Origin of the sequence: Desemzia sp. C1, from assembly GCF_020882875.1 — a bacterium.
Lineage (GTDB): Bacteria > Bacillota > Bacilli > Lactobacillales > Carnobacteriaceae > Desemzia > Desemzia incerta.
Genome location: NZ_JAJIZP010000003.1, coordinates 2,261,533 through 2,285,270, shown reverse-complemented (window position 1 = coordinate 2,285,270; position 23,738 = coordinate 2,261,533). Strand labels below are relative to the sequence as shown.

At 38.4% G+C, this 23,738-nt stretch carries 20 protein-coding genes; 17 read left to right on the top strand and 3 right to left on the bottom strand.

Annotation, left to right across the window (positions count from 1 at the left end; translation table 11 throughout):
- Position 1: 1 nt before the first annotated feature.
- Positions 2-814: a Cof-type HAD-IIB family hydrolase gene (locus tag LMF32_RS11480; RefSeq protein ID WP_230524836.1), complete on the bottom strand. Its 813-nt coding sequence runs from the start codon at positions 812-814 to the stop codon at positions 2-4.
- A 108-nt stretch (positions 815-922) separates the two neighbouring features.
- Between LMF32_RS11480 and LMF32_RS11475 the strand changes: the two genes are divergently transcribed.
- Together LMF32_RS11475 and LMF32_RS11470 are read left to right on the top strand one after the other, a co-directional pair.
- Positions 923-1,681 (top strand): prolyl oligopeptidase family serine peptidase, encoded by a 759-nt coding sequence (locus LMF32_RS11475; protein ID WP_092480134.1) that lies wholly within the window; start codon positions 923-925, stop codon positions 1,679-1,681.
- Positions 1,682-1,728: 47 nt separating this feature from the next.
- Positions 1,729-2,070: a metal-sulfur cluster assembly factor gene (locus LMF32_RS11470; protein WP_092480133.1), complete on the top strand. Its 342-nt coding sequence runs from the start codon at positions 1,729-1,731 to the stop codon at positions 2,068-2,070.
- 146 nt (positions 2,071-2,216) lie between these two features.
- On the opposite strand, the gene LMF32_RS11465 is transcribed toward LMF32_RS11470, so the two are convergent.
- The gene (locus LMF32_RS11465) at positions 2,217-3,152 is read right to left on the bottom strand and encodes an NADP-dependent oxidoreductase (RefSeq protein ID WP_188204216.1); all 936 of its coding nucleotides are present in this window, start codon (positions 3,150-3,152) and stop codon (positions 2,217-2,219) included.
- A 167-nt stretch (positions 3,153-3,319) separates the two neighbouring features.
- On the opposite strand from LMF32_RS11465, the gene clpB reads away from it, so the two are divergent.
- The gene (clpB, locus tag LMF32_RS11460) at positions 3,320-5,932 is read left to right on the top strand and encodes an ATP-dependent chaperone ClpB (protein WP_230524835.1); all 2,613 of its coding nucleotides are present in this window, start codon (positions 3,320-3,322) and stop codon (positions 5,930-5,932) included.
- Between the two features lie 46 nt (positions 5,933-5,978).
- Here clpB and LMF32_RS11455 read toward each other — a convergent pair whose 3' ends face one another.
- Positions 5,979-6,167 carry a YjzD family protein gene (locus LMF32_RS11455; protein ID WP_092480130.1) on the bottom strand — a complete coding sequence of 63 codons (189 nt, stop codon included), beginning with the start codon at positions 6,165-6,167 and terminating at the stop codon, positions 5,979-5,981.
- Between the two features lie 226 nt (positions 6,168-6,393).
- On the opposite strand from LMF32_RS11455, the gene dnaE reads away from it, so the two are divergent.
- From dnaE to LMF32_RS11385, 14 genes are all read left to right on the top strand, one after another.
- The gene (gene dnaE, locus LMF32_RS11450) at positions 6,394-9,723 is read left to right on the top strand and encodes a DNA polymerase III subunit alpha (RefSeq protein WP_230524834.1); all 3,330 of its coding nucleotides are present in this window, start codon (positions 6,394-6,396) and stop codon (positions 9,721-9,723) included.
- A gap of 191 nt (positions 9,724-9,914) precedes the next feature.
- Positions 9,915-10,877 (top strand): 6-phosphofructokinase, encoded by a 963-nt coding sequence (gene pfkA, locus LMF32_RS11445; protein ID WP_230524833.1) that lies wholly within the window; start codon positions 9,915-9,917, stop codon positions 10,875-10,877.
- Positions 10,878-10,992: 115 nt separating this feature from the next.
- Entirely contained in the window at positions 10,993-12,750 is a 1,758-nt protein-coding gene (gene pyk / locus LMF32_RS11440; protein ID WP_230524832.1) for a pyruvate kinase, read from the top strand.
- Between the two features lie 133 nt (positions 12,751-12,883).
- Positions 12,884-13,762: a S1-like domain-containing RNA-binding protein gene (locus tag LMF32_RS11435; RefSeq protein ID WP_092480126.1), complete on the top strand. Its 879-nt coding sequence runs from the start codon at positions 12,884-12,886 to the stop codon at positions 13,760-13,762.
- 61 nt (positions 13,763-13,823) lie between these two features.
- Positions 13,824-14,714, top strand: coding sequence for a site-specific tyrosine recombinase XerD (xerD, locus tag LMF32_RS11430; protein WP_092480125.1), 891 nt, complete (start codon positions 13,824-13,826; stop codon positions 14,712-14,714).
- A gap of 78 nt (positions 14,715-14,792) precedes the next feature.
- Positions 14,793-15,962, top strand: coding sequence for a phosphopentomutase (deoB, locus tag LMF32_RS11425; RefSeq protein WP_278046297.1), 1,170 nt, complete (start codon positions 14,793-14,795; stop codon positions 15,960-15,962).
- 21 nt (positions 15,963-15,983) lie between these two features.
- Positions 15,984-16,805, top strand: coding sequence for a purine-nucleoside phosphorylase (locus LMF32_RS11420; protein WP_092480123.1), 822 nt, complete (start codon positions 15,984-15,986; stop codon positions 16,803-16,805).
- Positions 16,806-16,985: 180 nt separating this feature from the next.
- A complete protein-coding gene (gene lysA / locus LMF32_RS11415) occupies positions 16,986-18,305 on the top strand; it encodes a diaminopimelate decarboxylase (RefSeq protein ID WP_230524831.1) in 1,320 nt (439 codons plus the stop codon).
- 66 nt (positions 18,306-18,371) lie between these two features.
- Entirely contained in the window at positions 18,372-18,746 is a 375-nt protein-coding gene (locus LMF32_RS11410; RefSeq protein WP_092480122.1) for a GNAT family N-acetyltransferase, read from the top strand.
- A gap of 14 nt (positions 18,747-18,760) precedes the next feature.
- Positions 18,761-19,531 (top strand): segregation/condensation protein A, encoded by a 771-nt coding sequence (locus LMF32_RS11405; protein WP_230524830.1) that lies wholly within the window; start codon positions 18,761-18,763, stop codon positions 19,529-19,531.
- Entirely contained in the window at positions 19,524-20,108 is a 585-nt protein-coding gene (gene scpB, locus LMF32_RS11400) for an SMC-Scp complex subunit ScpB (RefSeq protein WP_230524829.1), read from the top strand. The genes LMF32_RS11405 and scpB overlap by 8 nt, the downstream gene beginning before the upstream one ends.
- Before the next feature lie 112 nt (positions 20,109-20,220).
- On the top strand, positions 20,221-20,940 hold the full coding sequence (locus LMF32_RS11395) for a pseudouridine synthase (protein ID WP_092480119.1): 720 nt from the start codon (positions 20,221-20,223) through the stop codon (positions 20,938-20,940).
- A gap of 236 nt (positions 20,941-21,176) precedes the next feature.
- Complete coding sequence (locus LMF32_RS11390) at positions 21,177-21,899, top strand: response regulator transcription factor (RefSeq protein WP_230524828.1); 723 nt, start codon at positions 21,177-21,179, stop codon at positions 21,897-21,899.
- Positions 21,900-21,911: 12 nt separating this feature from the next.
- A complete protein-coding gene (locus LMF32_RS11385; protein WP_230524827.1) occupies positions 21,912-23,738 on the top strand; it encodes an ATP-binding protein in 1,827 nt (608 codons plus the stop codon).

Below are 23,738 nucleotides of genomic sequence, written 5' to 3'. Positions count from 1 at the left end.
TTTAGATTAAGCGGAAATATTTCTCCAAGTAAAGTGCCAGACCATCTTCATGATTAGAAAAATCTGTCACATCATCAGCAATCGCCTTTAATTCATCGATCCCATTATTCATCACTACACCATGACCAGCGTATTGAATCATTTCATAGTCGTTATTTTCGTCCCCAAAAGCTAAAATATCTTTTTGTTGCACTCCGTAGACTTGTGCAATACGTTCTACACCCATAGCTTTTTGTACTCCGGCAGCAACAACTTCTAAACAAGGTGTCAGTCCGCCCCAAGTTCTCACTTCCACAGCATCCCCGTAGCGGTGGATGATTTTGTCAGTGATAGCTTGTTGGTTTTCTTTCCCTGTGAATACACTGATAGCTGTTGGTTCTTCTTTCAATGTATCTTCTGATAGTTTGAAAGACATGTTTTTACCAGTAGCGAAGAAATCTTCGTAAGGAACAAAATCATCATCAACATAAACAGAGTCGCGAAGCTCAGCTGCTATAAGTTGAATATCCATATCTTTACGCAAAGACAGCATATCGATAGCAATTTCTCTGTTGAGGGTCTTATGGTACTGAGACTCCCATGCTAATTCGGTAGGCCTATGGCACAATGCACCATTAAAGTTTACGATCGGAGTATCCAATTGTAATTCTGCGTAATATTGGCGACTGCTCCGGTAAGGTCTCCCGGTAGCGATCGAGACGATGTGTCCTTCTTTTTTCAAACGAGTCAAGACTTCACTCGTTTTTTGAGAGATTTGAGACTGGTTATTTAAGGTAGTTCCATCTAAGTCAAGAGCGATTAGCTTTCTATTCATCTGTATCTGTATCCCCCAACGTTTTTATGCTAAACTATAAAAAAAAGTAGTTAAACATACACTACCATAAAATCACTGAGAAAAAAATAATTATTAAGAGGTGTCAAGTTGATTTCCATTAAAAATGTAACCGTTAAGGGTTTGCCTTTATTAGAAATAGTTTCAGAGGAACATTTTTCCAAGAAGTTGCCGACCGTATTTTTTTATCACGGATGGACAAGTTCGAAAGAAAGTTCCATGGTCAATGGCTACGAGTTGGCTAAACAAGGATTTCGCGCGTTGTTGCCGGAATCTTATTTACATGGAGAACGAAAAATCAGCGCCTCATCTCCTGGAAATATGGAATTTTGGGATGTCGTATTACATAATTTGAGCGAGATCACCATTTTGAAAGACTATTATGTTGAAAAAGGACTAACAGACCCAGAAAAAATAGGGGTAGCTGGACTTTCTATGGGAGGCATTACGACAAATGCGATGTTGACACAATTTCCTTGGATCAAAGCAGCGAGTGTATTAATGGGAACTCCTTCACCAATTGCTTTTTCGAAATGGCTTTTAAATGCTCCATGGGCAGAGGGGTTAGATATTCAATTGACAGAGCAGGAAGTCAATGATGCGATGGAACCGTTGAAAAATATTTCGTTAGACCTGCATCCGGAAAAAATCAACGGACGTCCTATCTATGTCTGGCATGGAACAAATGATGAGTTAGTCCCTTATTCATTAACGAAAAAATTTATTCAAGCGGTTCAGGATAAGTCTTACGCCCAAAACATCCAATTTGAAACGACTATCGGCGGGATTCATAAAGTCCCTTATGCAATATCTGTAGAAATGGCTGAATTTTTTAAGAAAAATCTGTAAGATGCACATCAAATAAAACAAATAGTTAGTGGAAAGGATCATGTCTTATGTCTGAAAACGTATCTTCTTGGACGGAACAAGAACAAGCAGAAATCAGTCAACGTATTATGGCTGCATTAGAGCAAGTGATCGATCCAGAATTGGGGATCGACATTGTTAATTTAGGGTTGGTTTACGGTGTAGAATTGCTGGAAGAGGGGCATTGTGTGGTTAAAATGACGCTGACAACAATGGGATGTCCATTAGCAGATGTTATTACAGAAGAGATCATGAAAGCTCTCAAAAGTGTGCCAGAAGTCCAAACGAGTGAAGTGAAGTTAGTTTGGTATCCAGCGTGGGATACCTCTAAAATGTCTCGATACGCTAGAATTGCATTAGGCATCAGATAAAAGAAAAACTAAGTAGAAAAAAATAAAATCCTGTTAATAATGGTTAGATCAAAAAAGAGGCCCGATTAGGCACTGACCCCCAAAAGTTAGACTAAAATCTAAACTTTTGGGGGTCGCCACCTTATGGCCTCTTTTTTGATGAAAATTTAATCTATATGAATGACAACTTTACCTGGAATAGACTCGTTTTCACTTACATCATGCGCCTCACGTAAGCCTTCTTGAGTAAAAGGGAAAGTTTTCCCAACAATCGGTTTTAAGTGATCTTCTTCAATCAATTTTGCTAGCGCCTTCATACGTTCGCCGGTCGGCTCCAAGAAGAAGTAGCCAGTTAAAACGCCTTTTTCAGCTGCTTTTTCTTCATCTGGAGGAGCAACGATGGAAACTAATGTGCCGCCTTTTTTGAGAATGTTGTAACTTTTTTCTTGGATTTCTCCACCTTGGGTATCCAACACGAAATCAAAATCAGATAGAATTTGTTCGAAATCTTCTTCTTGGTAGTTGATGAACTGATCTGCACCAAGAGATTTGACAAGTTCTTCATTTTTTCCGCTGGCAGTTGCTGCTACGTAAGCTCCGAAGTATTTAGCGATTTGGATCGCTAAATGACCTACACCGCCAGAACCTCCATGGATCAATACGCGATCGCCTTCTTTGATTTTTCCGATTTCCACCAGCGCCACCCAGGCAGTTTGGCCAGTTAGAGGAATAGCCGCTGCTTCATCGAAAGAAATATTGTCGGGCATTTTACTAACTAGGTTTTCTTCGATAGCCGTATATTCCGCATAAGTTCCTCTAGGTGTGGTAGCAGGGCGAGCCAATACTTTGTCTCCTACAGAAAAAGAGGTCACACTTGTTCCTACTTTCTTGATGATGCCTGCTGCATCCCAACCTAAGATAATGGGAAAATCATAAGGCACCATTTCTTTTAAATAACCGGCTCTCATTTTCCAATCGATTGGATTGATTGAGGTAGCTTTCAATTCGACTAAAACTTGATCGTCTGCTAGTTCTGGAGTAGGCAGCTCTTTTTCTACAAGTTGATCTGATCCTCCATATTGATTAATAACGATTGCTTTCATGTAAACACCCTTTCTATATGGTTAAGCTGAAAATTAAATCTTATCTTCAGTATATAGATACAAGACAAAATTGAAAAATAATTTGTTTGTTGGAAAATATTTGACCATTTTTGACCAATAGAGTAAAATAAAATCAGTAAATTCGATAGAAAGAAAGTGGTGAGCTTATGGAAATGGATAAATTAACCAGCACGATGCAACAAGCTTTAGGTGAAGCTCAACAAGTTGCAGTCACGAGACAACACCAAGAAATCGATATTGTGCATCTATGGAAAATATTTTTAACGCCTAGCCATTTTGCTAAGAATGTTTATGAACAAGTAGACGTAGACACAGCTCAATTTGAATTCAATATTGATCAAGAGTTGGATAAATTGCCGATCGTAGAAGGAAATAATGTGCAGTATGGTCAAACGATGAGCCAAAATCTTTATCGGTTGTTGACAGAAGCAGGTAAAATCAGTGAATCTTTTCAAGATGAGTATGTATCCACTGAAGTCATTCTATTAGCATTGATGAAACTGAAAAATCATGTTTTGACAAAGTACTTGCTGGCGCAAGGACTAACGGAAAAAAGATTGCGCGAGAAAATCATGGAATTAAGAGGAGGAGAGCGAGTGACATCACAAAATCAAGAAGAGAATTATGAAGCATTAAGCAAATATGGAATAGATCTGGTTGAAGCTGTTAAGAGCGGGAAACAGGACCCTATTATCGGAAGAGACGAAGAAATACGAAATGTCATTCGAATATTGTCTCGTAAAACAAAGAATAACCCTGTATTGATCGGAGAGCCGGGAGTAGGTAAAACAGCTATTGTAGAAGGCTTAGCTCAACGAATCGTACGAAAAGATGTTCCTGAAAATCTGAAAGATAAGACGATTTTTTCATTAGATATGGGAGCGTTGATCGCTGGGGCGAAATATAGAGGAGAATTTGAAGAACGATTAAAAGCAGTGCTAAAAGAAGTGAAGAAAAGCGATGGACAAATCATTTTGTTCATTGATGAAATCCATACGATCGTTGGAGCAGGTAAAACAGAAGGAAGCATGGATGCAGGTAACCTTTTGAAACCGATGTTGGCACGTGGAGAATTGCACTGTATCGGCGCTACTACTCTAGATGAATACCGCAAATATATGGAAACAGACAAAGCTTTAGAACGTCGTTTCCAAAAAGTGTTGGTCAATGAGCCGACCGTTGAAGATACGATCAGTATTTTAAGAGGATTGAAAGAGCGTTTTGAAATTTACCATAGTGTAAATATCCATGACAATGCCTTAGTAGCTGCTACTACATTGTCTAATCGCTACATCACGGATCGTTTTTTACCGGATAAAGCCATTGATTTGGTGGATGAGGCTTGTGCCACCATCCGTGTAGAAATGAATTCCATGCCTACAGAATTGGACCAAGTCAGAAGACGTTTGATGCAGCTGGAAATAGAAGAAGCCGCATTGAAAAAAGAAGAAGATGAAGGAAGCCGCCGTCGTTTGGAACTGATTCAAGAAGAGTTGGCAGATTTGAAAGAAGAAGCGCATCAAGTGCAATTGAAATGGGATTCCGAAAAAAATCAAGTGTCTCAGTTGAGAGATAAAAGAGAACAGCTTGATCGATTGCGTCATGAATTAGACGAAGCTGAGAATCAATATGATTTAGAAAGAGCGGCTGTTTTGCGCCATGGAGAAATACCGGCTTTAGAAAAAGAATTAGCTGAATTAGAAGTGAGTCAAACAAAAGCTAATGCCGATGTCGTTCGATTAGTGCAAGAGTCCGTTACGGAAGAAGAAATTGCTTTGGTCGTTGGAAGACAAACTGGGATTCCAGTGAACCGATTGGTCAAAGGGGAAAGAGAAAAACTGCTGCAATTGGCTGACAACATGAAAGCTAGGGTAATCGGACAAGACGAGGCAGTCGATAGCGTGACAGACGCAGTGATCCGAGCGCGTGCAGGTATTCAGAATCCGAATAAACCTTTAGGCTCTTTTATGTTTTTAGGACCAACTGGTGTAGGGAAAACAGAATTAGCCAAAACGTTGGCTGAAAATCTATTTGATTCCCAAGATCATATGGTTCGGATCGATATGAGTGAATACATGGAAAAACATACTGTCTCCAGATTAGTAGGAGCGCCTCCTGGTTATGTAGGTTATGATGAGGGCGGTCAATTGACAGAAGCGGTCAGAAGAAGCCCTTATACGATTATTTTATTGGATGAAATAGAAAAAGCTCATCCCGATGTGTTCAATATTTTATTGCAAGTGTTAGATGATGGTCGATTGACTGATTCTAAAGGACGCGTCGTAGATTTCAAGAATACTGTATTGATCATGACCAGTAATATTGGATCAAATCTATTGCTTGACGGAACCAGTGAAGAGGGAGAGATTTCGCAACAAACAAAAGATCAAGTCTTCGGCTTATTAAGAGCCAATTTCAAACCGGAGTTTTTAAACCGGATAGATGATACGATCTTGTTCGCTCCTTTAAACTTTAACGTAGTGAAGAAAATCGTTTTGAAGATGACCAAAGATTTGGAAAAACGATTAGAGCAACAAGAAATTGGATTGGAGATTACGGAAGAGGCTCAGTCTTGGATTGCGGATAAGGCCTATGATCCAGCTTATGGAGCTCGGCCGCTGCAACGTTATCTTACAAAAGAAGTCGAAACCCCGATTGCAAGACTAATTATTGAAGGGAAAATATACCCAGGTCTAAAAGCCGTTCTAACGGTCATTGCAGATCAGTTGACTATTGAAGTAGCGACTAAAGAAGAATAAAAAAAAGCCGGATGATATTCCGGCTTTTTTGTCTTTATACGGTTGTTTATGATTGATGTCCGTCTTGACTTGGTTTAGGAACGGCATTAGAGAGCAAGATGACTAGAACGCCACTTAGCAGACCAATTACTGTAGCCGTCGTAAAAGAAAAACTTCCGCCGGTCAACGAACCACCGATATAGTTAACGACTTGTCCTAAACAGAATCCCCAAAATAAGGTTGCAATATACTTCATGGTACCAACACCTTCTTTCTATCACACTCATTTTACCACTTTTTTTTCAGAATGAAAGAAAAAGCCGATAAATGAGACAGAATTTGCTGTTTGTCTCCTATTCAGAGTATAATAAGAGAGTATGAAATTGTGCTGAGAATCCTTTTCTTAGTTGGAACATGGTAAGAAATAGGATAGAGTAAAAAATAAATACCTTCATCAAATTGATGAAAAGGAGGACTGGAAAGTGTCTTTTGTACCATTACAAGTTAAAAGTGCCTATTCCTTGCTTCAAAGTACTTTATCGGTAGAAGGATTAGTAGGAGCCGCTAAAAAAAGAGGGTATCAATCCTTAGCTTTGACTGACCATAATGTCCTGTATGGTGCTGTCGACTTCTACAAACTATGTTTGAAACATCAATTGAAACCGATCATAGGATTAACCTTGGATATGCAAGGCATCATAGAGACAGAACACTCATTTCCTTTAGTTTTGCTGGCTGAAACGAACCAAGGATACAAACACTTAGTGGCTTTGTCTACTAAAAAGATGATAGAGCCTGAAACTTTATTTTCTCCTAATGATCTAGCACCTTACTCAGAAGGTTTGATTGCTTTGACACCTGGGATAACGGGTGAAATCGAGCAGTACTTATTAGCGGGTAAAATAGAAGAAGCTGAAAAAATAATTGCTGCTTACAAAAGGTTATTCTCTCCAGAACACTTTTATCTTGGAATTCAGCTGCACGAAGAGTTGATGCCGATAAAAGATGCGCTTTTACAGACAGCCAAAGAAAATGACCTAAAGACAGCAGCTTTGACTGATGTACAGTATTTAAACGAAGAAGATGCCTTCAGCTTAAAAGTATTGAAAGCCATTGATAAAGGAGAACAATTAGAGGAACATCAAAAGGTCTTGACTGGCACCCGTCATCTTGGTGATCCCGTTCAAGTAGAAAAGCAGTTTGTGGATGCTGGACTTTCGGAAGCTGTTCAACAGACAAGAAACATTGCGGATCGTATCAAGATAGAAATTCTTTTACAACAAAGGTTGTTGCCAAAATACCCTATCCAAACAACGGATACAACTTCAGATTTTTTAAAACAATTGTGTTTAGATGGATTAAAGAAAAGAGTTCCAGAAGCGGATGCAAGATACTTCAAGAGATTGGAGCATGAATTGACTGTGATCCAGAAAATGGGATTTGAAGATTACTTTTTAATCGTATGGGATGTTATGGCTTATGCTCATCGCGCAAAAATCGTTACAGGTGCTGGGCGAGGATCTGCAGCAGGTTCTTTAGTGTCTTACGTTCTAGAAATAACAGACGTGGACCCTATTGAATACAATCTGCTGTTTGAACGCTTCTTAAATGAAGAGCGATATAATATGCCGGATATCGATTTAGATTTCCCAGATAATCGAAGAGAAGAATTATTGCAATACGTAAAAGAGAAATACGGTAAAGACCACGTTGCCCAGATTATTACCTTTGGAACGCTTGCTGCCAAAATGGCTTTACGAGATACAGCTCGCGTTTTTGGGCTGAAACAAGACGAATCCAATGAGTGGTCAAAAGCGATTCCGAATCAATTAGGAATTACTTTAGAAGAGGCGTACAAAAAATCTTCGGCATTGCAACAATTGGTCAAACAGTCGGAACGAAACCAGTTGATTTTCAAAACAGCCAAAAATATTGAAGGTTTGCCAAGACATGCTTCCACCCACGCAGCAGGAGTCGTGATCAGTGACCAAAAACTGAGCAGCATCATTCCTCTTCAATCCGGGAGCAGTTCTATTGCATTGACCCAATATGCTATGGGAAATGTTGAAGAAATCGGACTGTTGAAAATGGACTTTTTGGGATTGAAGAATTTAACGATTTTGGGAGATGCGTTAAAAACAGTTGAGTACGACACCGGAAAGCAGATTCGATTGCAAGACATTCCAATGGATGATAAAGAAACCTTAGAACTGTTCCAAAAAGCAGACACAGTAGGAATCTTTCAGTTTGAATCCAACGGTATAAAGAACGTTTTGCGCAAGCTGCATCCAGAATCCTTAGAAGACATTGCGGCCGTCAATGCTTTATATCGACCGGGTCCCATGGAACAGATCGATGTGTTCATCAAACGGAAAAAAGGCGAATTGGCCATGGAATATCCACATGAAAGCTTAAAAGATATCCTAAACGTCACATATGGTGTCATGGTGTATCAAGAACAAGTCATGCAAGTGGCGTCTAAAATGGCGGGGTACTCTTTAGGACAAGCAGATATTCTTAGAAGAGCCATTGGGAAAAAGAAAAAAGAATTGATTGATGCGGAAAGAGTTCATTTTACAGCTGGTGCTGCAGACAAAGGATACCCAGAGCAGGATGCAAGACAAGTTTATGACTATATCGAACGTTTTGCCAATTACGGGTTCAACCGATCTCATTCCATTGCTTATTCTTTTATCGGCTACCAAATGGCTTACATCAAGGTCCATTATCCGCAAGCCTTTTATATTGCCTTGTTGAATTCAGCTTTGCATAACTCAAATAAGGTAAAAGAATATCTACTAGAAGCTAAGAAAAAGAAAATCGATGTCTATCATCCAGATATTAATGCCAGTTACGGACGTTTTACGAAAAAAGATGCAGGTATTTTATTTGGTCTTAGTTCTATAAAAGGATTGAGAAGAGACTATGTAGCTGAAATTATCCAAAATCGAAAAGCAAATGGCGTCTATAAAGACTTCATTGATTTTTTAAGAAGAATGGATACCAAATGGGTAAAAGAAGATTATATTCTGCCATTGATCTACGTTGGCGCTTTTGATGGATTCCGTTACAGTAGAGGAACGTTGTTGAACTCCTTAGAGAGTATTTTGACAAGTGTGAAATTCAGCGGAAATAACATCGGCTTATTTGATGTACTGCAGCCAAAATATGAAGAAGCACCAGATTTGACTCCTCAAGAAAAATTAGAGGCGGAAAATACTTACTTAGGGGTCTACTTATCAGGGCATCCTACTGAAAAGTACGAAGACATTTTAAAAAGTAAGCAAGGCATTTATGTTAAAGATGCTGTTGAAAATCAAAAAATCCGATTGGTCGGACAGGTAAAAGATGTCAAAAAAATCACTACTAAAAAAGGCGAACCAATGGCTTTTATGACGGTTAGTGATACTACGGGAGATATTTCATTGACTTTGTTCCCGACAGTATACCGCAAATACATTCAATGTGTTGTCCAAAACAAAGTTCTTTATGTAGAGGGGAAGACGGAAGTCAGACAAGGTCAAGGTTTGCAAATTTTAGTCTCTCACCTTAAAGAAGCAGCAGAGATAGAAGAAGAGAAGAAAGTCAAAAAATGTTTTGTCCGAATTGAACAACAGTATGAGGACGGTGAAACGTTAAATAGACTGAAAGAACTCTTTACAGAACACTCAGGCTCTATTCCTGTAATTTTGTACTACATGAGAACGAATAAAAAACTAGGGCTCCAAGAAGCATTCTGGGTCAATGAATCATCTGATTTGGTGAAATCAGTTGAAGAATTGTTAGGAAAAGGGAACATAATCATAGATTGAAATTAAAGTTCTCTAAAATTTATGAAATATCTTGAAAGAAAAGCAGAATTCATAAGACAATTTATATTAAAAATGGTAGAATGTCATTGTTGAACTAATTTATGGGTAACTTATTATCACATTGTTTGTTCATAATCATCTTTATGTATATATTTTTACAACTATAACTTTTTATGAGGTGAAAGTGGAATATGAAACGTATCGCTGTTTTAACAAGCGGGGGAGATGCTCCTGGAATGAACGCGGCTATTAGAGCTGTTGTTCGAAAAGCTCTTTACGAAGGAATGGAAGTTTTTGGTATCAACTACGGTTATGCTGGATTGGTAGCTGGAGATATACGTCAATTACACCATAACGATGTAGGAGATATGATTTCAAGAGGGGGTACTTTCCTTTATTCAGCACGTTATCCTGAATTTGCAACTGAAGAGGGGCAATTGAAAGGTATCGAACAATTGAAGAAATTTGGAATCGAAGGATTAGTAGTTATCGGAGGAGACGGCTCTTACAGAGGAGCTTTAGCGTTAACAAAACACGGCTATCCAACTATCGGACTTCCTGGAACAATCGATAACGATATTCCTGGAACTGATTTTTGTATCGGTTTTGATACAGCCATCAATACTGTATTAGACTCATTAGATAAAATTCGTGATACAGCTACAAGTCACGTCCGTACATTTATTGTGGAAGTTATGGGACGCAATGCAGGGGACATCGCTTTATGGGCGGGTGTTTCTGGCGGAGCAGAACAAATCATCATTCCTGAAAAAGAATTTGATATGGCAGAAGTAGCAGCTAAAATTACTGAAGGCCGTGAAAAAGGTAAAAAACACACGATTATCGTTCTTGCTGAAGGTGTAATGAACGGGAATAAATTTGCAGAAGAATTGTACAAATTCGGAGATTATCACGCACGCGTTACTGTTTTAGGACACGTACAACGTGGTGGATCACCAACTGCTAGAGACCGTGTTTTAGCTAGTCAATTTGGAGCAAGAGCAGTTGATTACTTGAAAGAAGGTAAAGGTGGATTGTGCCTAGGAATAGTGAACAATGAAATCATTGCTTCTGATATCATTGATACATTAGAAAAAGGATCACATAGACCAAATGTAGCTTTATACAAATTAAATCAAGAAATTTCTAACTAAAGATTTTTCAAAAAATTGGATTTCCTTCATTTTCTACGGTAAGATTATGAAGGAGATTATATTATTGTGTGTATAAAATATAAAAGTTAAACCAAAATGTTAGGAGTTTTGAAGAATGAAAAAGACAAAAATTGTATGTACCATTGGACCGGCAAGTGAGTCGGTGGAAACTTTAGTAAAAATGATCGACGCAGGAATGAACGTTGCTCGTTTAAATTTCTCGCATGGTGATTTCGAAGAGCATGGTGCTCGTATCCAAAACATCCGTGAAGCTTCAAAAATTACTGGGAAAATGGTTGCTATCTTATTAGATACTAAAGGCCCAGAAATCCGTACTCACAACATGAAAGATGGTAAAATTCAATTTACTTCAGGCGATGTAGTACGTGTAGCGATGAATGAAGTTGAAGGAACAAAAGAGAAATTCTCTGTTTCTTACTCAGAATTGATCAATGACGTACATCCTGGATCTCACATTTTATTAGATGATGGTTTGATTGATTTATTGGTAACTGATCTAGACATGGAAAACCAAGAAATCGTAACAACTGTTCAAAACTCAGGAACATTGAAAAACAAAAAAGGTGTAAACGTTCCGGGAGTATCTGTTAACCTTCCAGGAATCACTGATAAAGATGCTGCTGACATCCGTTTTGGTTTACAAAATGATGTTGACTATATTGCTGCAAGTTTTGTTCGTCGTGCTTCTGACGTTTTAGAGATCACTCAAATCTTAGAAGAAGAAAACATGACTCATGTTCAAATCATTCCTAAAATCGAAAACCAAGAAGGCGTAGACAACATTGACGAAATCTTAAAAGTTTCAGACGGTTTAATGGTTGCTCGTGGAGACCTTGGAGTAGAAATTCCTACAGAGGAAGTTCCTATCGCTCAAAAAGACTTAATCAAAAAATGTAATAAATTAGGTAAACCGGTTATCACTGCTACTCAAATGTTGGATTCAATGCAAAGCAATCCTCGTCCGACACGTGCAGAAGCAAGTGACGTTGCCAATGCTATCTTTGACGGAACAGACGCAATCATGTTATCAGGTGAAACAGCTGCTGGTGATTACCCAGTAGAAGCTGTTCAAACAATGGCTCGTATTGCTATGCGTACTGAAGAAGCTTTAGTAAACCAAGATTCATTCACGTTAAGAGCTTACGATCAAGGCGATATGACAGAAGCTATTGGACAATCTGTTGGACACACTGCTCGTAACTTGAACATTGATACAATTGTGGCTGCAACTGAATCTGGACATACAGCGAGAATGATCTCTAAATACCGTCCTAAATCAACTATCGTAGCTGTTACTTTCTCTGAAAGAACTATGCGCGGTCTAGCTTTATCATGGGGAGTATACCCAACAGTTGCAGAAAAACCAGAATCTACAGATGACATGTTCAATTTAGCTACTGGCATTGCTCAAGAAAAAGGCTATGCTAAAGAAGGCGACTTGATCATCATTACTGCTGGTGTTCCAGTTGGAGAACGTGGAACAACGAACTTGATGAAAATTCAAATGATCGGCTCAAAATTGATCAGCGGCCAAGGTATCGGCAGCGAGTCAGTTATTGGAAAAGCTGTAGTAGCGACAAACGCTCAAGAAGCTAACGTGAAAAGTGTAGAAGGTTGCGTTTTAGTAACAAAAACTACTGACAAAGACTACTTGCCTGCAATCGAAAAAGCTGCGGCTATCATTGTTGAAGATGGTGGTATGACTAGTCATGCTGCAGTTATCGGAATTGCTATGGGAATTCCTATAATCGTTGGAGCAGAAAATGCTACTAGCGCTATTGCAGATGACGAATTGATCACAGTAGACTCTCGTCGTGGTATTGTTTACCGCGGAGCAACTGCTGCTATCTAATGGTATATTCAATCGAAAGAAAACTCTCAGAGATTATTTTCTGAGAGTTTTCTTCGTATAAAAGACTATTTCACATAATAAAATTATGGTAAACTAAGTAATGACTAAAAAGTATTTAAAGGAGTGCAGAAAAATGAATCAATCACTAGGAACTGTTATTACAGGTATCGTGACAGATATCAATGAAAAAGCGTATTTCATTCAAAAAAATGGGGTAACTTATGAATTGCCTAAGAGCGACACGACCGATTATAAACTTGGCGATGCAGTAGAAGGGTTCGCTTATATAGGTCAAGACAAATCTCTGAAAATGACTCAAGACATTCCAAGAATCCAAGTAGGTGATTACGCTTTAAGCAAAGTAATCGATGTCCGCAGAGATTTAGGAGTATTTGTTGATATTGGATTGCCAGATAAAGAGATTGTTGTTTCTTTAGATGAATTGCCAACTGAGAAATCATTGTGGCCTAAAAAAGGTGACCAATTGATGGTAACTATTCGAGTGGACGAAAAGGATAGAATGTGGGGACAATTAGCAAGTGAAGAATTCTTTGAAGATATTGCTAAAAAAGCACCTGAAGATCTTGTTAACAAAGACATCAAGGGTATTGCTTACCGTTTGAAAATTGTTGGAACATATGTATTAACAGATGGTCAGCATTTAGGGTTTATCCATCCATCGCAACGAGATATAGAACCTAGATTAGGGGAAGAGATATCTGGTCGTGTCATTGGTATTGGACAAGAAGGAACAGTAAATATTTCGTTAAGACCTAGAGCACATGAAGCTATCCCAGACGATGCAGCGATGTTGCTGGCTATTTTAGAACGTTCTAAAAACGGCAGCTTCCCTTATACAGATAAAAGTTCGCCTGAGGAAATTAAAACATATTTTGGAATCAGTAAAGGTCAATTCAAACGCGCTTTAGGAAACTTGCTAAAACAGCGTAAAGTGGTTCAAGTGGATGGAGAAACACGTTTAGTAGAATCACCAAATCAAGAAAATAAGTAAATTTCTCTATTGAAAAAGAACCATTAAAGAGCCGTTTGACATAGATTGGAGCGGGTTTTGAATGAAAGAAGATTTAGAAGAGTATATTCGCTACTTGCAAATTGAACGCGGATTGGCGGATAATACCATTGAAAGTTACAAAAGAGATTTAAATCAGTACCTAGTTTATTTGGAAAAAAATGAGCTGAGGGATTGGGAAAAAATCGATCGTTACACCATTTTATCATTCATGCAAGAGTTGAAAGAAACGAAGAAATCATCTGCAACAGTTATTCGAATGGTCTCAAGTCTTAGGAAGTTTCATCAATATTTAAAACAAGAACAACGTTCAAGCGTAGATCCTATGCTGCATATCGATACGCCTAAAAAAGCACATCATTTGCCTAAAGTATTATCGATGACGGAAGTCGAGAAATTGATTGAAACACCGAATACTAATGAAATACTCGGATTAAGGGACAGAGCAATACTAGAAGTCATGTACGCTACTGGGTTGCGGGTCACTGAGTTGACAGAATTGAAGATGGATGATTTGCATTTGTCATTAGGTTTGATCCAAACGATTGGAAAAGGTGATAAAGAGCGCATCATTCCAATTGGGGATTTAGCTATCAAATGGATTGAGAATTATTTGAAATACAGCCGAAATAAACTGGAAAAGCCAAGTAAAAGAAGCCCATATCTATTTTTGAATCACCATGGCAGAAAGCTGACACGCCAAGGGATATGGAAAAACTTGGGTGCTTTAGTCAAAAAAGCTGGTATTGAAAAAGAAGTAACTCCACATACTTTGCGGCATTCATTTGCTACTCATTTATTAGAAAATGGAGCTGATCTGAGGGTGGTGCAAGAGTTGTTGGGACACTCGGATATTTCGACTACTCAGATATACACGCATATTACTAAACAGCGAATGGCAAAGGTTTATAAAACTTACCATCCAAGAGCTTAGGGGAAATAAATCCCTCGATATTTTAGCTGTTTTCTACTATAATTAAAGTGTTAGTAAAAATGATAAGGAGGAATAATTTTGGGCTATAAACGAGTACATTTGATAGTTATGGATTCAGTGGGTATTGGCGAGGCTCCAGATGCGGAAAAATTTAACGACGTTGGGAGCGATACGCTAGGTCATATTGCTGAAGAGGCAGGATTGACTATTCCTCACTTAGAAAAATTAGGATTAGGGAATATCCGTTCTTTGAAAGGTGTAAACAACGTATCTGATCATTTAGGATACTACACGAAATTGGAAGAAGTTTCGGTAGGAAAAGATACAATGACAGGTCACTGGGAAATTATGGGGTTGAATATCCAATCTCCGTTTAGAGTTTTTCCAGATGGATTTCCAGATGAATTGATCCAAAAAATCGAACAACACACTGGACGTAAGATCGTAGGGAATAAACCTGCCAGCGGTACAGGTATTATCGATGAGTATGGAGAACATCAAATGAAAACAGGAGATTTGATCGTTTATACATCAGCAGATCCCGTACTACAGATTGCTGCTCACGAAGAAATTATTCCATTAGAAGAATTATACAGCATTTGCGAGTACGTAAGAGAAATCACTTTAGATGACCCTTATATGATTGGAAGAATCATTGCTCGTCCATACTTAGGAGAACCAGGCAACTTTACTCGAACAGCTAATCGTCACGATTACGCTCTTGATCCATTCGGAAAAACAGTTTTAGACTCTTTGAAAGAGGCTGGAAAAGACGTTATTGCTATTGGTAAAATCAACGACATCTATAATGGACAAGGATTGACTGAATCTGTCCGTACAAAAAGCAATATGGATGGCGTAGACCAACTATTGAAAGTCATGGATAAAGACTTCAATGGATTGAGTTTCTTAAACTTAGTAGATTTTGATGCATTATACGGCCATCGTCGTGATGTAAAAGGATACGCTGAAGCGATAGAAGATTTTGACCAACGAATTGAAGAAATTCTAGGCAAGTTAAAAGAAGACGATCTGCTGTTGATTACTGCAGACCATGGGAATGACCCTACAGCTCCTGGTACAGATCATACACGTGAATATGTGCCGCTGTTAGCTTATTCTCCTTCCATGAAACAGAATGGCGAATTGAAACAAGGTCACTTTGCAGATATCGGAACAACGATCGCAGACATTTTTGATGTTCCAAGTACCGGTTTCGGAGAAAGTTTTTTAGATCAATTAACATAAAACTTATTTCAGGAGGAAAACATGACACAACTATTACAAGAACGCATTACTCAAGCAGCAGCTTTCATTAAAGAACAAGGAGTTCAACAAGTGGATATTGGGTTGATCTTAGGTTCAGGATTAGGAGAATTAGGAGAAGAAGTAGAAAATCCGATCGCTATCCCTTACGGAACGATTCCTCATTTTCCTGTGTCTACTGTTGTAGGACATGCTGGTCAATTGGTGTACGGTACACTAGGCGGACAAAAAGTGTTGGCTATGCAAGGCAGATTCCATTATTATGAAGGCTATTCTTTAGAAGAAGTAACTTTCCCAGTACGCGTAATGAAAGAATTGGGTATCCATTCAGTAGTGGTAACGAATGCTGCTGGCGGTGTAAATACGGAATTCACACCAGGAGATTTGATGATGATCACTGATCAAATCAACTTTACGGGCGTCAACCCATTACATGGACCAAACGATGAAAATATGGGTCCGCGTTTTGCAGATATGAGTCATGCATACGATGAAAGTTATCAAGAAATCGTTCGTAAAGTGGCAAAAGAAAGCGGTCTGGACTTAAAAGAAGGCGTTTATATGGGATTCTCCGGTCCTACATATGAAACTCCTGCTGAAGTGAGAATGGCGCGGACTCTTGGTGCTGATGCAGTAGGAATGTCTACCGTTCCGGAAGTTATCGTAGCGAACCATGCGGGGATGAAAGTCGTTGGTGTTTCTTGTATTACCAACTTAGCTGCAGGAATGCAAGCGAACTTGAACCACGAAGAAGTAGTAGAAACAACTACAAGAGTAAAAGAAACATTCAAATCATTTGTCAAAATGATCTTAGCTCAAATGTAATTCTCCATTAAAATAACCCAAAGGGCAAGGTGTTAGACCAAACTCCAACTGGTCTGGCACCTTGCTGATTTTTCTGCTGGATTATGGAAGGATAAGCGTTACATAGAGGATGCCGTTGTGAAAAATGATTTATTATGATACAGTATCTAAAGTATATTATGGAGTGGGGAGTATATGAAGATGAATGAACGCATGTTGACAGGAACAATGAAGATCAATGCTAAAAATCATTTGGAAATCGGCGGAGTGGATACTGTAGATTTAGTTCAAAAGTATGGTACTCCTGTTTACGTTTATGATATAGCTCGAGTAAAAGAACAAGCAGATAAATTCAAGAAAACCTTTAAACAAAAAAATGTAAAAGCTCAAGTGGCCTATGCAAGCAAAGCTTTTTCTAGTTTAGCTTTGTACCAGATCTTAGCTAAAGAAGATGTTTCGTTGGATGTCGTGTCAGGTGGAGAATTATATACAGCCATTCAAGCAGGCTTTCCAAGTCAACGGATCCATTTTCATGGAAACAACAAATCGGAAAGTGAAATAGAAGCTGCTTTAGATTACCACATCGGTTGTTTTGTAGTGGATAATTTTTACGAGTTGGAGATGCTGGATCGTTTATCTCGCGAGCGCGAACAAATGATCAACGTGTTGATTCGTGTAACTCCAGGTGTAGAAGCACACACTCATGAGTACATTTCAACTGGACAAGTGGATTCAAAATTTGGTTTTGATTTGAACAGTGGTCAAGCCCAGAAAGCTTTGCAGTCGATTGCCGGCATGCCTTACATTGAGTTGCTTGGGTTGCATAGTCATATCGGTTCGCAAATCTTTGAAACTGAAGGTTTTACAATGGCTATCGAAACGCTGTTAAAACAAGCTAAACAATGGCAAGAGGATTTTGGGTTTGAATTGAAAGTATTGAATTTGGGTGGGGGATTTGGTATTCGCTACATCCCCGAAGATGAACCGTTGGCGATTGAAGAGCATACAACAGCCATTATTGAAAGTGTAGAATCCAGCATAAAAGAGCTGCAGCTATCAATGCCGGAGATTTGGATCGAGCCGGGCAGAAGTTTAGTTGGGGATGCTGGAGTCACGTTGTATCAAATTGGTTCGCAGAAAAAAATACCGGATGTCAGACAGTATTTGGCGGTAGACGGTGGAATGGCGGATAACATTCGCCCGGCTCTATACGATGCAAAATATACAGGTATTTTAGCTAACAGAGCGAATGATGCAACTGAAGAAACTTATTCGATTGCTGGAAAAGCTTGCGAATCCGGAGATATGCTGATTTGGGATCTTCCATTACCTAAAGCCGAATCAAAAGATATTCTAGCGATTTTCAGCACAGGGGCTTATGGATACGCTATGGCCAGCAATTACAATCGTATTCCGCGTCCGCCTGTTGTTTTTGTAGAAAACGGAAAAGATTTCTTGGCTATTAAGCGTGAGACTTATGCAGATATGCTGCGTTTAGATCAATCGATCAATGCTGAGTAAGATCATAAGAATGTTAGACTCAAAATCTTGCTTAACGAACGATTTTAAGTCTACAGGAGGATAATTATGCTAGTCGTTTATAAAAAAAGTTACGAAAAAATCACAATGGGTCTTCTTTCATTTGTGCCAGATCTAAAAGACATTCAACGATTGAATGACGAAATGGAATGGTATGAACGAGAGGAAAACCGCCATCTTTATTTATGGACAAGTGAAGAAACAAATGATTTTATTGGGGTAATTGGAGTAGAAGTTGGTGGCGAAATGGTGTTGCTTCGTCATATTGCTATTAATCCTTCCTATCGTAATGAAGGAATCAGTTTTGATATATTAAATGCTTTAGAAGAAACATATCCTGATAAAAAAATCATCAGCACATTGGAGACTGGGCAAATCGTCTCCAAATGGGAAATTGAAAAGAACAACAAAGAACAGTTGTAAGGAGGACGCCGTCAATGTCAGAAATCAATATAAAAATTGATGTTTTTGAGGGACCTCTGGATCTATTATTGCATTTGATTCAGCATTTGGAAGTGGATGTTTACGATATTCCTATTGCAGAAATCACTTCTCAATACCTTGCCTATATTCAGACCATGAAAATTCTTGAATTGGACGTTGCTGGAGACTATTTAGTCATGGCAGCCACGTTGATGGCTATTAAGAGCGACATGCTGCTGCCTAAACCAGAACTCACTGAAATAGAAGAGTTTTATGAAGAGGGAATCGATCCTAGAGATGCTTTAATAGACCAATTACTGGAATACAAACAATACAAGCAAGCTGCTAGTGTATTGAAAAATAAAGAAGAAGAAAGAAGTCAATTTTTCACGAAAGATCCTAGTAATTTAGAAGAGTACCAAGAAGACATTGAATTAGAACCCGAAAAAGTCAGTGTGATCGATTTGGTCCTCGCCTTTCAAGAGATGTTGTCTAAGAAAAAATTGAAAGAACCGGTACAGACTAAGATCGTGTCAGACGATATCACGATGGAAGACAAGATGCAGACTATTATGACCAAAATTCAGTCTGCATCACGTCAGACACCGGTATTATTTTCTGAATTATTTGAGACAGTCAATAGAAATGAAGTTGTCGTAACGTTCTTAGCTTTGTTAGAATTGATGAAGCAGAAAGAAATCGATATCAAGCAAGAAAAAGCCTTTGATGAAATTGTTCTTTTTTCTGTAATGGAAGAAAAAGTAGGAGAGAGTATACATGGATGAAGCAACTATTGAAGCGTTACTTTTTGTCGCTGGTGATGAGGGATTATCTTTAGAAGAAGCAGCTTCTTTGTTAGAAAGCACAACTCAAGAAGTTTATGCTGCATTGATGAAATTGCAGCAAAAGTATAAATCTAAAGACAGTGGGTTGACCTTACTTGAAGTAGGGAATCGATTTGAATTGGCGACCAAAAAGGACTATTCAGCAGTCATCAAAAAATATGCTGCCTCTCCTTATGCAACTAATTTATCCCAAGCAGCTTTGGAGACTTTGGCTATCGTAGCTTATAAACAACCCATCACTCGAATGGAAATCGATGAGATCCGCGGAGTACAATCCAGCGGCTCCCTCCAAAAATTGGTGTTAAGAGGATTGGTGCAAGAAAAAGGCCGCGTGGAAACACCTGGAAGACCAATTCTTTATGGAACGACAGAATATTTCATGGATTATTTCGGCTTAAAAGAATTAGGCGATTTACCTGATATTTCTGAACTTGGAGTGGAAAATGAAGAAAAAGAAACTGATCTGTTTTTTGAACGCTTTAGTGAGCAGTTCAATGAAGCGGGAAGTCAACTATAAATAAACCGTTCGAACGTTTATAAGAGCGCCGTATCTTTGGGCGCTAACGAATAGGCTGAGAAACAACAGTGCTCGCTTTGGCGAGATGCAGATAAATAAGGAGTGGATAAGTATGGAAAGATTACAAAAAGTCATGGCTCATGCTGGAGTAGATTCGAGACGTAAATGTGAAACGTTAATTACTCAAGGTCGTGTTAAGGTTAATGGTAAAGTAGTGACAGAGTTAGGCGTTCAAGTAAACTCAAATGATCGTATCGAGGTCGATAATATTCCGATAGACCGCGAAGAACCGGTTTATTTCTTACTGAACAAACCAAGAAATATGATTACAGCTGTTTCAGATGATAAAGGCAGACCTGTAGTCACGGATCTATTTATGGGAATTGAACAAAGAATCTATCCTGTAGGCAGATTAGATTATGATACAACAGGAGCACTTATCTTAACCAATGATGGGGAGCTTTCACAATTGCTGATGCACCCTAAACACGAGATCGAAAAAGTATATGTGGCTAAAGTCAAAGGTGTTGTCTTGAAAAAAACGTTGCGTCTTTTAGAAAAAGGAATCGTTATTGAAGGCCGTAAAACAGCTCCGGCAAAAACAAAATTGCTGTCTGTTAACGCAGAAAAAGGAACATCTATTGTGCAAATCACTCTTCATGAGGGTAGAAATCGACAAGTAAAGAAAATGTTTGAAGCTGTTGGACATCCGGTTCAAAAACTAACTCGCGAAGTTTATGGGAATTTGACCATTGCTGGGTTAGCTTCAGGAGAATGGCGCGAATTAAAACATTTTGAGATTCAGCAATTAAAGCAGTTAGCTAAAGATTAGAAAAATATCATAGTACCTTTTTTTTGAGCTTATTCAAAAAAGGGGTGCTTTTTTTGAACATATTGTGTCGAAGGTATGTTATGATAATTTTATGCTATAAAAACTGAATAATCTGAAAATATGGAAAAGTGTGTACGACATGGGAAGAAAGCGGATAAGTTGCTTAAAAGACAAAGTGTTTTGTATAATAAAATCAGTAAAGTATACACTTGTGATGTGAAAGGGTGTAATGAATAATGAAGAACGAAACAGTAAATATACTTGTAGTTGATGACGAAGACCGTATCCGAAGATTATTGAAAATGTACCTTGAACGTGAGGATTACATTGTTTCTGAAGCAAATGATGGAGAAGAAGCATTAAAGATGGCTTTAGAAGAGGATTATGATTTGATTCTATTGGATTTGATGATGCCTAAAATGGATGGTATCGAAGTAGCAGAAAAGTTAAGGGAAGAAAAAACCACACCTATCTTGATGATAACTGCTAAGGGAGAAGAAACGAATCGTATTCAAGGGTTCGAGATCGGAGCAGATGATTATATTGTGAAGCCTTTTAGCCCTAGAGAAGTTGTACTGAGAGTAAGTGCAGTTCTAAAACGAACTCACACAGAGAAAAAAGGGGAAGAAGATGCGGACGTTATATCGACTCCTCATATTGAAGTAGATAACCGTTCCCATACTGTTTTTGTAGACAAATCAGTCATCAGTCTTACACCAAAAGAATACGACCTCTTGCTATTCTTAATGAAGTCTCCAAATCAAATCTTTGGTAGAGAACAGTTATTACGAGAAGTGTGGAAATACGAATTCTTTGGGGATTTAAGAACAGTTGATACCCATATCAAGCGTTTAAGAGAAAAATTGGCTAAACAATCTAAAGAAGCCTCTAAAAATATCGTAACTGTTTGGGGATTAGGGTATAAATTCAATGCTTATCCTGAGGAATCAGAAAAGTAGGTCGATCAGTCAATGAAAGTCACTAACATATCTGCAAAAATATGGATGATCATTATGGGGATCATTGGATTGTTTTTCTTCACTTGTATTTTGGCTTTCCGTTCCTTATATAATCAGGACCTAGAGCAAAGTTATATTCGTGAATTTAAAAAAACAATCCAACAAGTTGAGGGTTATGCAGAAACCGATCCAGAATCTTTTTTAGAGCAGCTGGATAGTATAAATATTGCCACAAATCATATAGAATACAGAGTTTTTTTAGATGAAGATTTGGCCAGTCAAGTAGACTTAGAGGAAGATTTAACATCTTTTCAAACAAAAGTAATCAAGGATCCAGATGTATTGTCTAGTTTACAAGCTAGAGAGAATGCTCAAGTGGTGAAGACGATCCGTCAAGAAAATCAAATACTCACACCCTTTATTATGCGGTTGTTCAAATTTGAAGCAGCCGGAGAGGGAATGTTGCTGATATCATTTGGGGACCTGCTTTTCTTGAATGAGCTGCAAAGCAATTTTAGAGATTGGATCATCATCATCGTCATCCTCTATTTGATAGTGGGTGTCTGGTTGTTTTATTTTTTGAAAAAACGCTTAGGCGAACCTATCACAGAGCTGCGAGATATTGCTTTTGATTATGCAACAAATGATTTTAGTCGTAAAGCTCAAGTCCGACATAAAGATGAGTTATCGCAATTAGGACTAGCAATGAACAAAATGGCTCGTTCACTTGAAACCAGCGGTGCTGCAACACGTCAAGAGAAAGAATTGTTGGAAAACATCGTTACAAATATCACCACAGGAATCTTGTACTACAATCAAGATAAAACCTTGCTGATGTCGAATCCGAGCGGAGAAGAATTTTTAGGAAATTCTGAGCAAGGGTATCTTCCAGAAGATGTACGTGTTCCTCAATTCTTAGAGGAAAAAATCCAAGAAGTGATTTCCAATTCAGAAAAGATTCATTTCAAGCATTCTGCCAACGACTTTTATTATGAAGTTTATATCATTCCTTTATTTGATGAAACGATTGAGAATGTGCGTGGAGTTCTGGTTTCTGTGCAAGATGTGACTCAAGAGAGACGATTAGATACGATGAGAGTCGACTTTATCAATAATGTATCTCATGAGCTGCGAACACCATTAGTTATGATCCAAGGGTATAGTGAAGCAATCGTAGATGATGTTGCAGAAACAGTGGAAGAAAAACATGAAATGGCTAAAATTATTGGAGAAGAATCACGTCGAATGAACCGCATGGTAAATGAAATGTTGGATTTATCTCGTGTAGAGTCGGGGTATATTACTCTTGAAAAAACTAAGGTGAGTTTATCGAAGTTTTTCAACCAACTATTTTCGCGCTTCAGTACTATGGCTTCCAATGGGAATGTGACACTGAGTTTAGAGATACAGCCAACACTGGAAAATTACTTTATGGATAGGGACAAAATGGACCAAGTTTTTGTCAATCTGATCAACAATGCTATTCGTCATACCATTATGGCTGACAGAGAAGAAGGTCAAGTGAAAATTAGTGTCTACTTGGACACTATCGTTGACGAAGTGTTGATGGAAGTACAAGACAACGGGACTGGAATTCCAGAAGAAGATGTGCCATTTGTTTTTGAGCGTTTCTATAAAGCAGATAAGTCCAGAGCGTCTCAAAGAGACAATCGAATTGGGACGGGGATCGGATTATCGCTCGTGAAAAATATTGTCGAAGCTCACAGTGGTTACGTCGAAGTGAAAAGTGAAATGGATGTAGGTACTAGTTTCATTGTCCACATGCCGTATATTGATGAAAAAGAACAAATTATGGACAATGATTTTCCAAACGAATAA

What these genes read in the sequence shown, in the direction of transcription:
- LMF32_RS11480 (WP_230524836.1), bottom strand. Translation starts at nt 814, where the DNA reads ATGAATAGAAAGCTAATCGCTCTTGACTTAGATGGAACTACCTTAAAT.
- LMF32_RS11470 (WP_092480133.1), top strand. Translation starts at nt 1,729, where the DNA reads ATGTCTGAAAACGTATCTTCTTGGACGGAACAAGAACAAGCAGAAATC.
- LMF32_RS11465 (WP_188204216.1), bottom strand. Translation starts at nt 3,152, where the DNA reads ATGAAAGCAATCGTTATTAATCAATATGGAGGATCAGATCAACTTGTA.
- clpB (WP_230524835.1), top strand. Translation starts at nt 3,320, where the DNA reads ATGGAAATGGATAAATTAACCAGCACGATGCAACAAGCTTTAGGTGAA.
- LMF32_RS11455 (WP_092480130.1), bottom strand. Translation starts at nt 6,167, where the DNA reads ATGAAGTATATTGCAACCTTATTTTGGGGATTCTGTTTAGGACAAGTC.
- pfkA (WP_230524833.1), top strand. Translation starts at nt 9,915, where the DNA reads ATGAAACGTATCGCTGTTTTAACAAGCGGGGGAGATGCTCCTGGAATG.
- pyk (WP_230524832.1), top strand. Translation starts at nt 10,993, where the DNA reads ATGAAAAAGACAAAAATTGTATGTACCATTGGACCGGCAAGTGAGTCG.
- LMF32_RS11435 (WP_092480126.1), top strand. Translation starts at nt 12,884, where the DNA reads ATGAATCAATCACTAGGAACTGTTATTACAGGTATCGTGACAGATATC.
- xerD (WP_092480125.1), top strand. Translation starts at nt 13,824, where the DNA reads ATGAAAGAAGATTTAGAAGAGTATATTCGCTACTTGCAAATTGAACGC.
- LMF32_RS11420 (WP_092480123.1), top strand. Translation starts at nt 15,984, where the DNA reads ATGACACAACTATTACAAGAACGCATTACTCAAGCAGCAGCTTTCATT.
- lysA (WP_230524831.1), top strand. Translation starts at nt 16,986, where the DNA reads ATGAATGAACGCATGTTGACAGGAACAATGAAGATCAATGCTAAAAAT.
- LMF32_RS11410 (WP_092480122.1), top strand. Translation starts at nt 18,372, where the DNA reads ATGCTAGTCGTTTATAAAAAAAGTTACGAAAAAATCACAATGGGTCTT.
- LMF32_RS11405 (WP_230524830.1), top strand. Translation starts at nt 18,761, where the DNA reads ATGTCAGAAATCAATATAAAAATTGATGTTTTTGAGGGACCTCTGGAT.
- scpB (WP_230524829.1), top strand. Translation starts at nt 19,524, where the DNA reads ATGGATGAAGCAACTATTGAAGCGTTACTTTTTGTCGCTGGTGATGAG.
- LMF32_RS11395 (WP_092480119.1), top strand. Translation starts at nt 20,221, where the DNA reads ATGGAAAGATTACAAAAAGTCATGGCTCATGCTGGAGTAGATTCGAGA.
- LMF32_RS11390 (WP_230524828.1), top strand. Translation starts at nt 21,177, where the DNA reads ATGAAGAACGAAACAGTAAATATACTTGTAGTTGATGACGAAGACCGT.
- LMF32_RS11385 (WP_230524827.1), top strand. Translation starts at nt 21,912, where the DNA reads ATGAAAGTCACTAACATATCTGCAAAAATATGGATGATCATTATGGGG.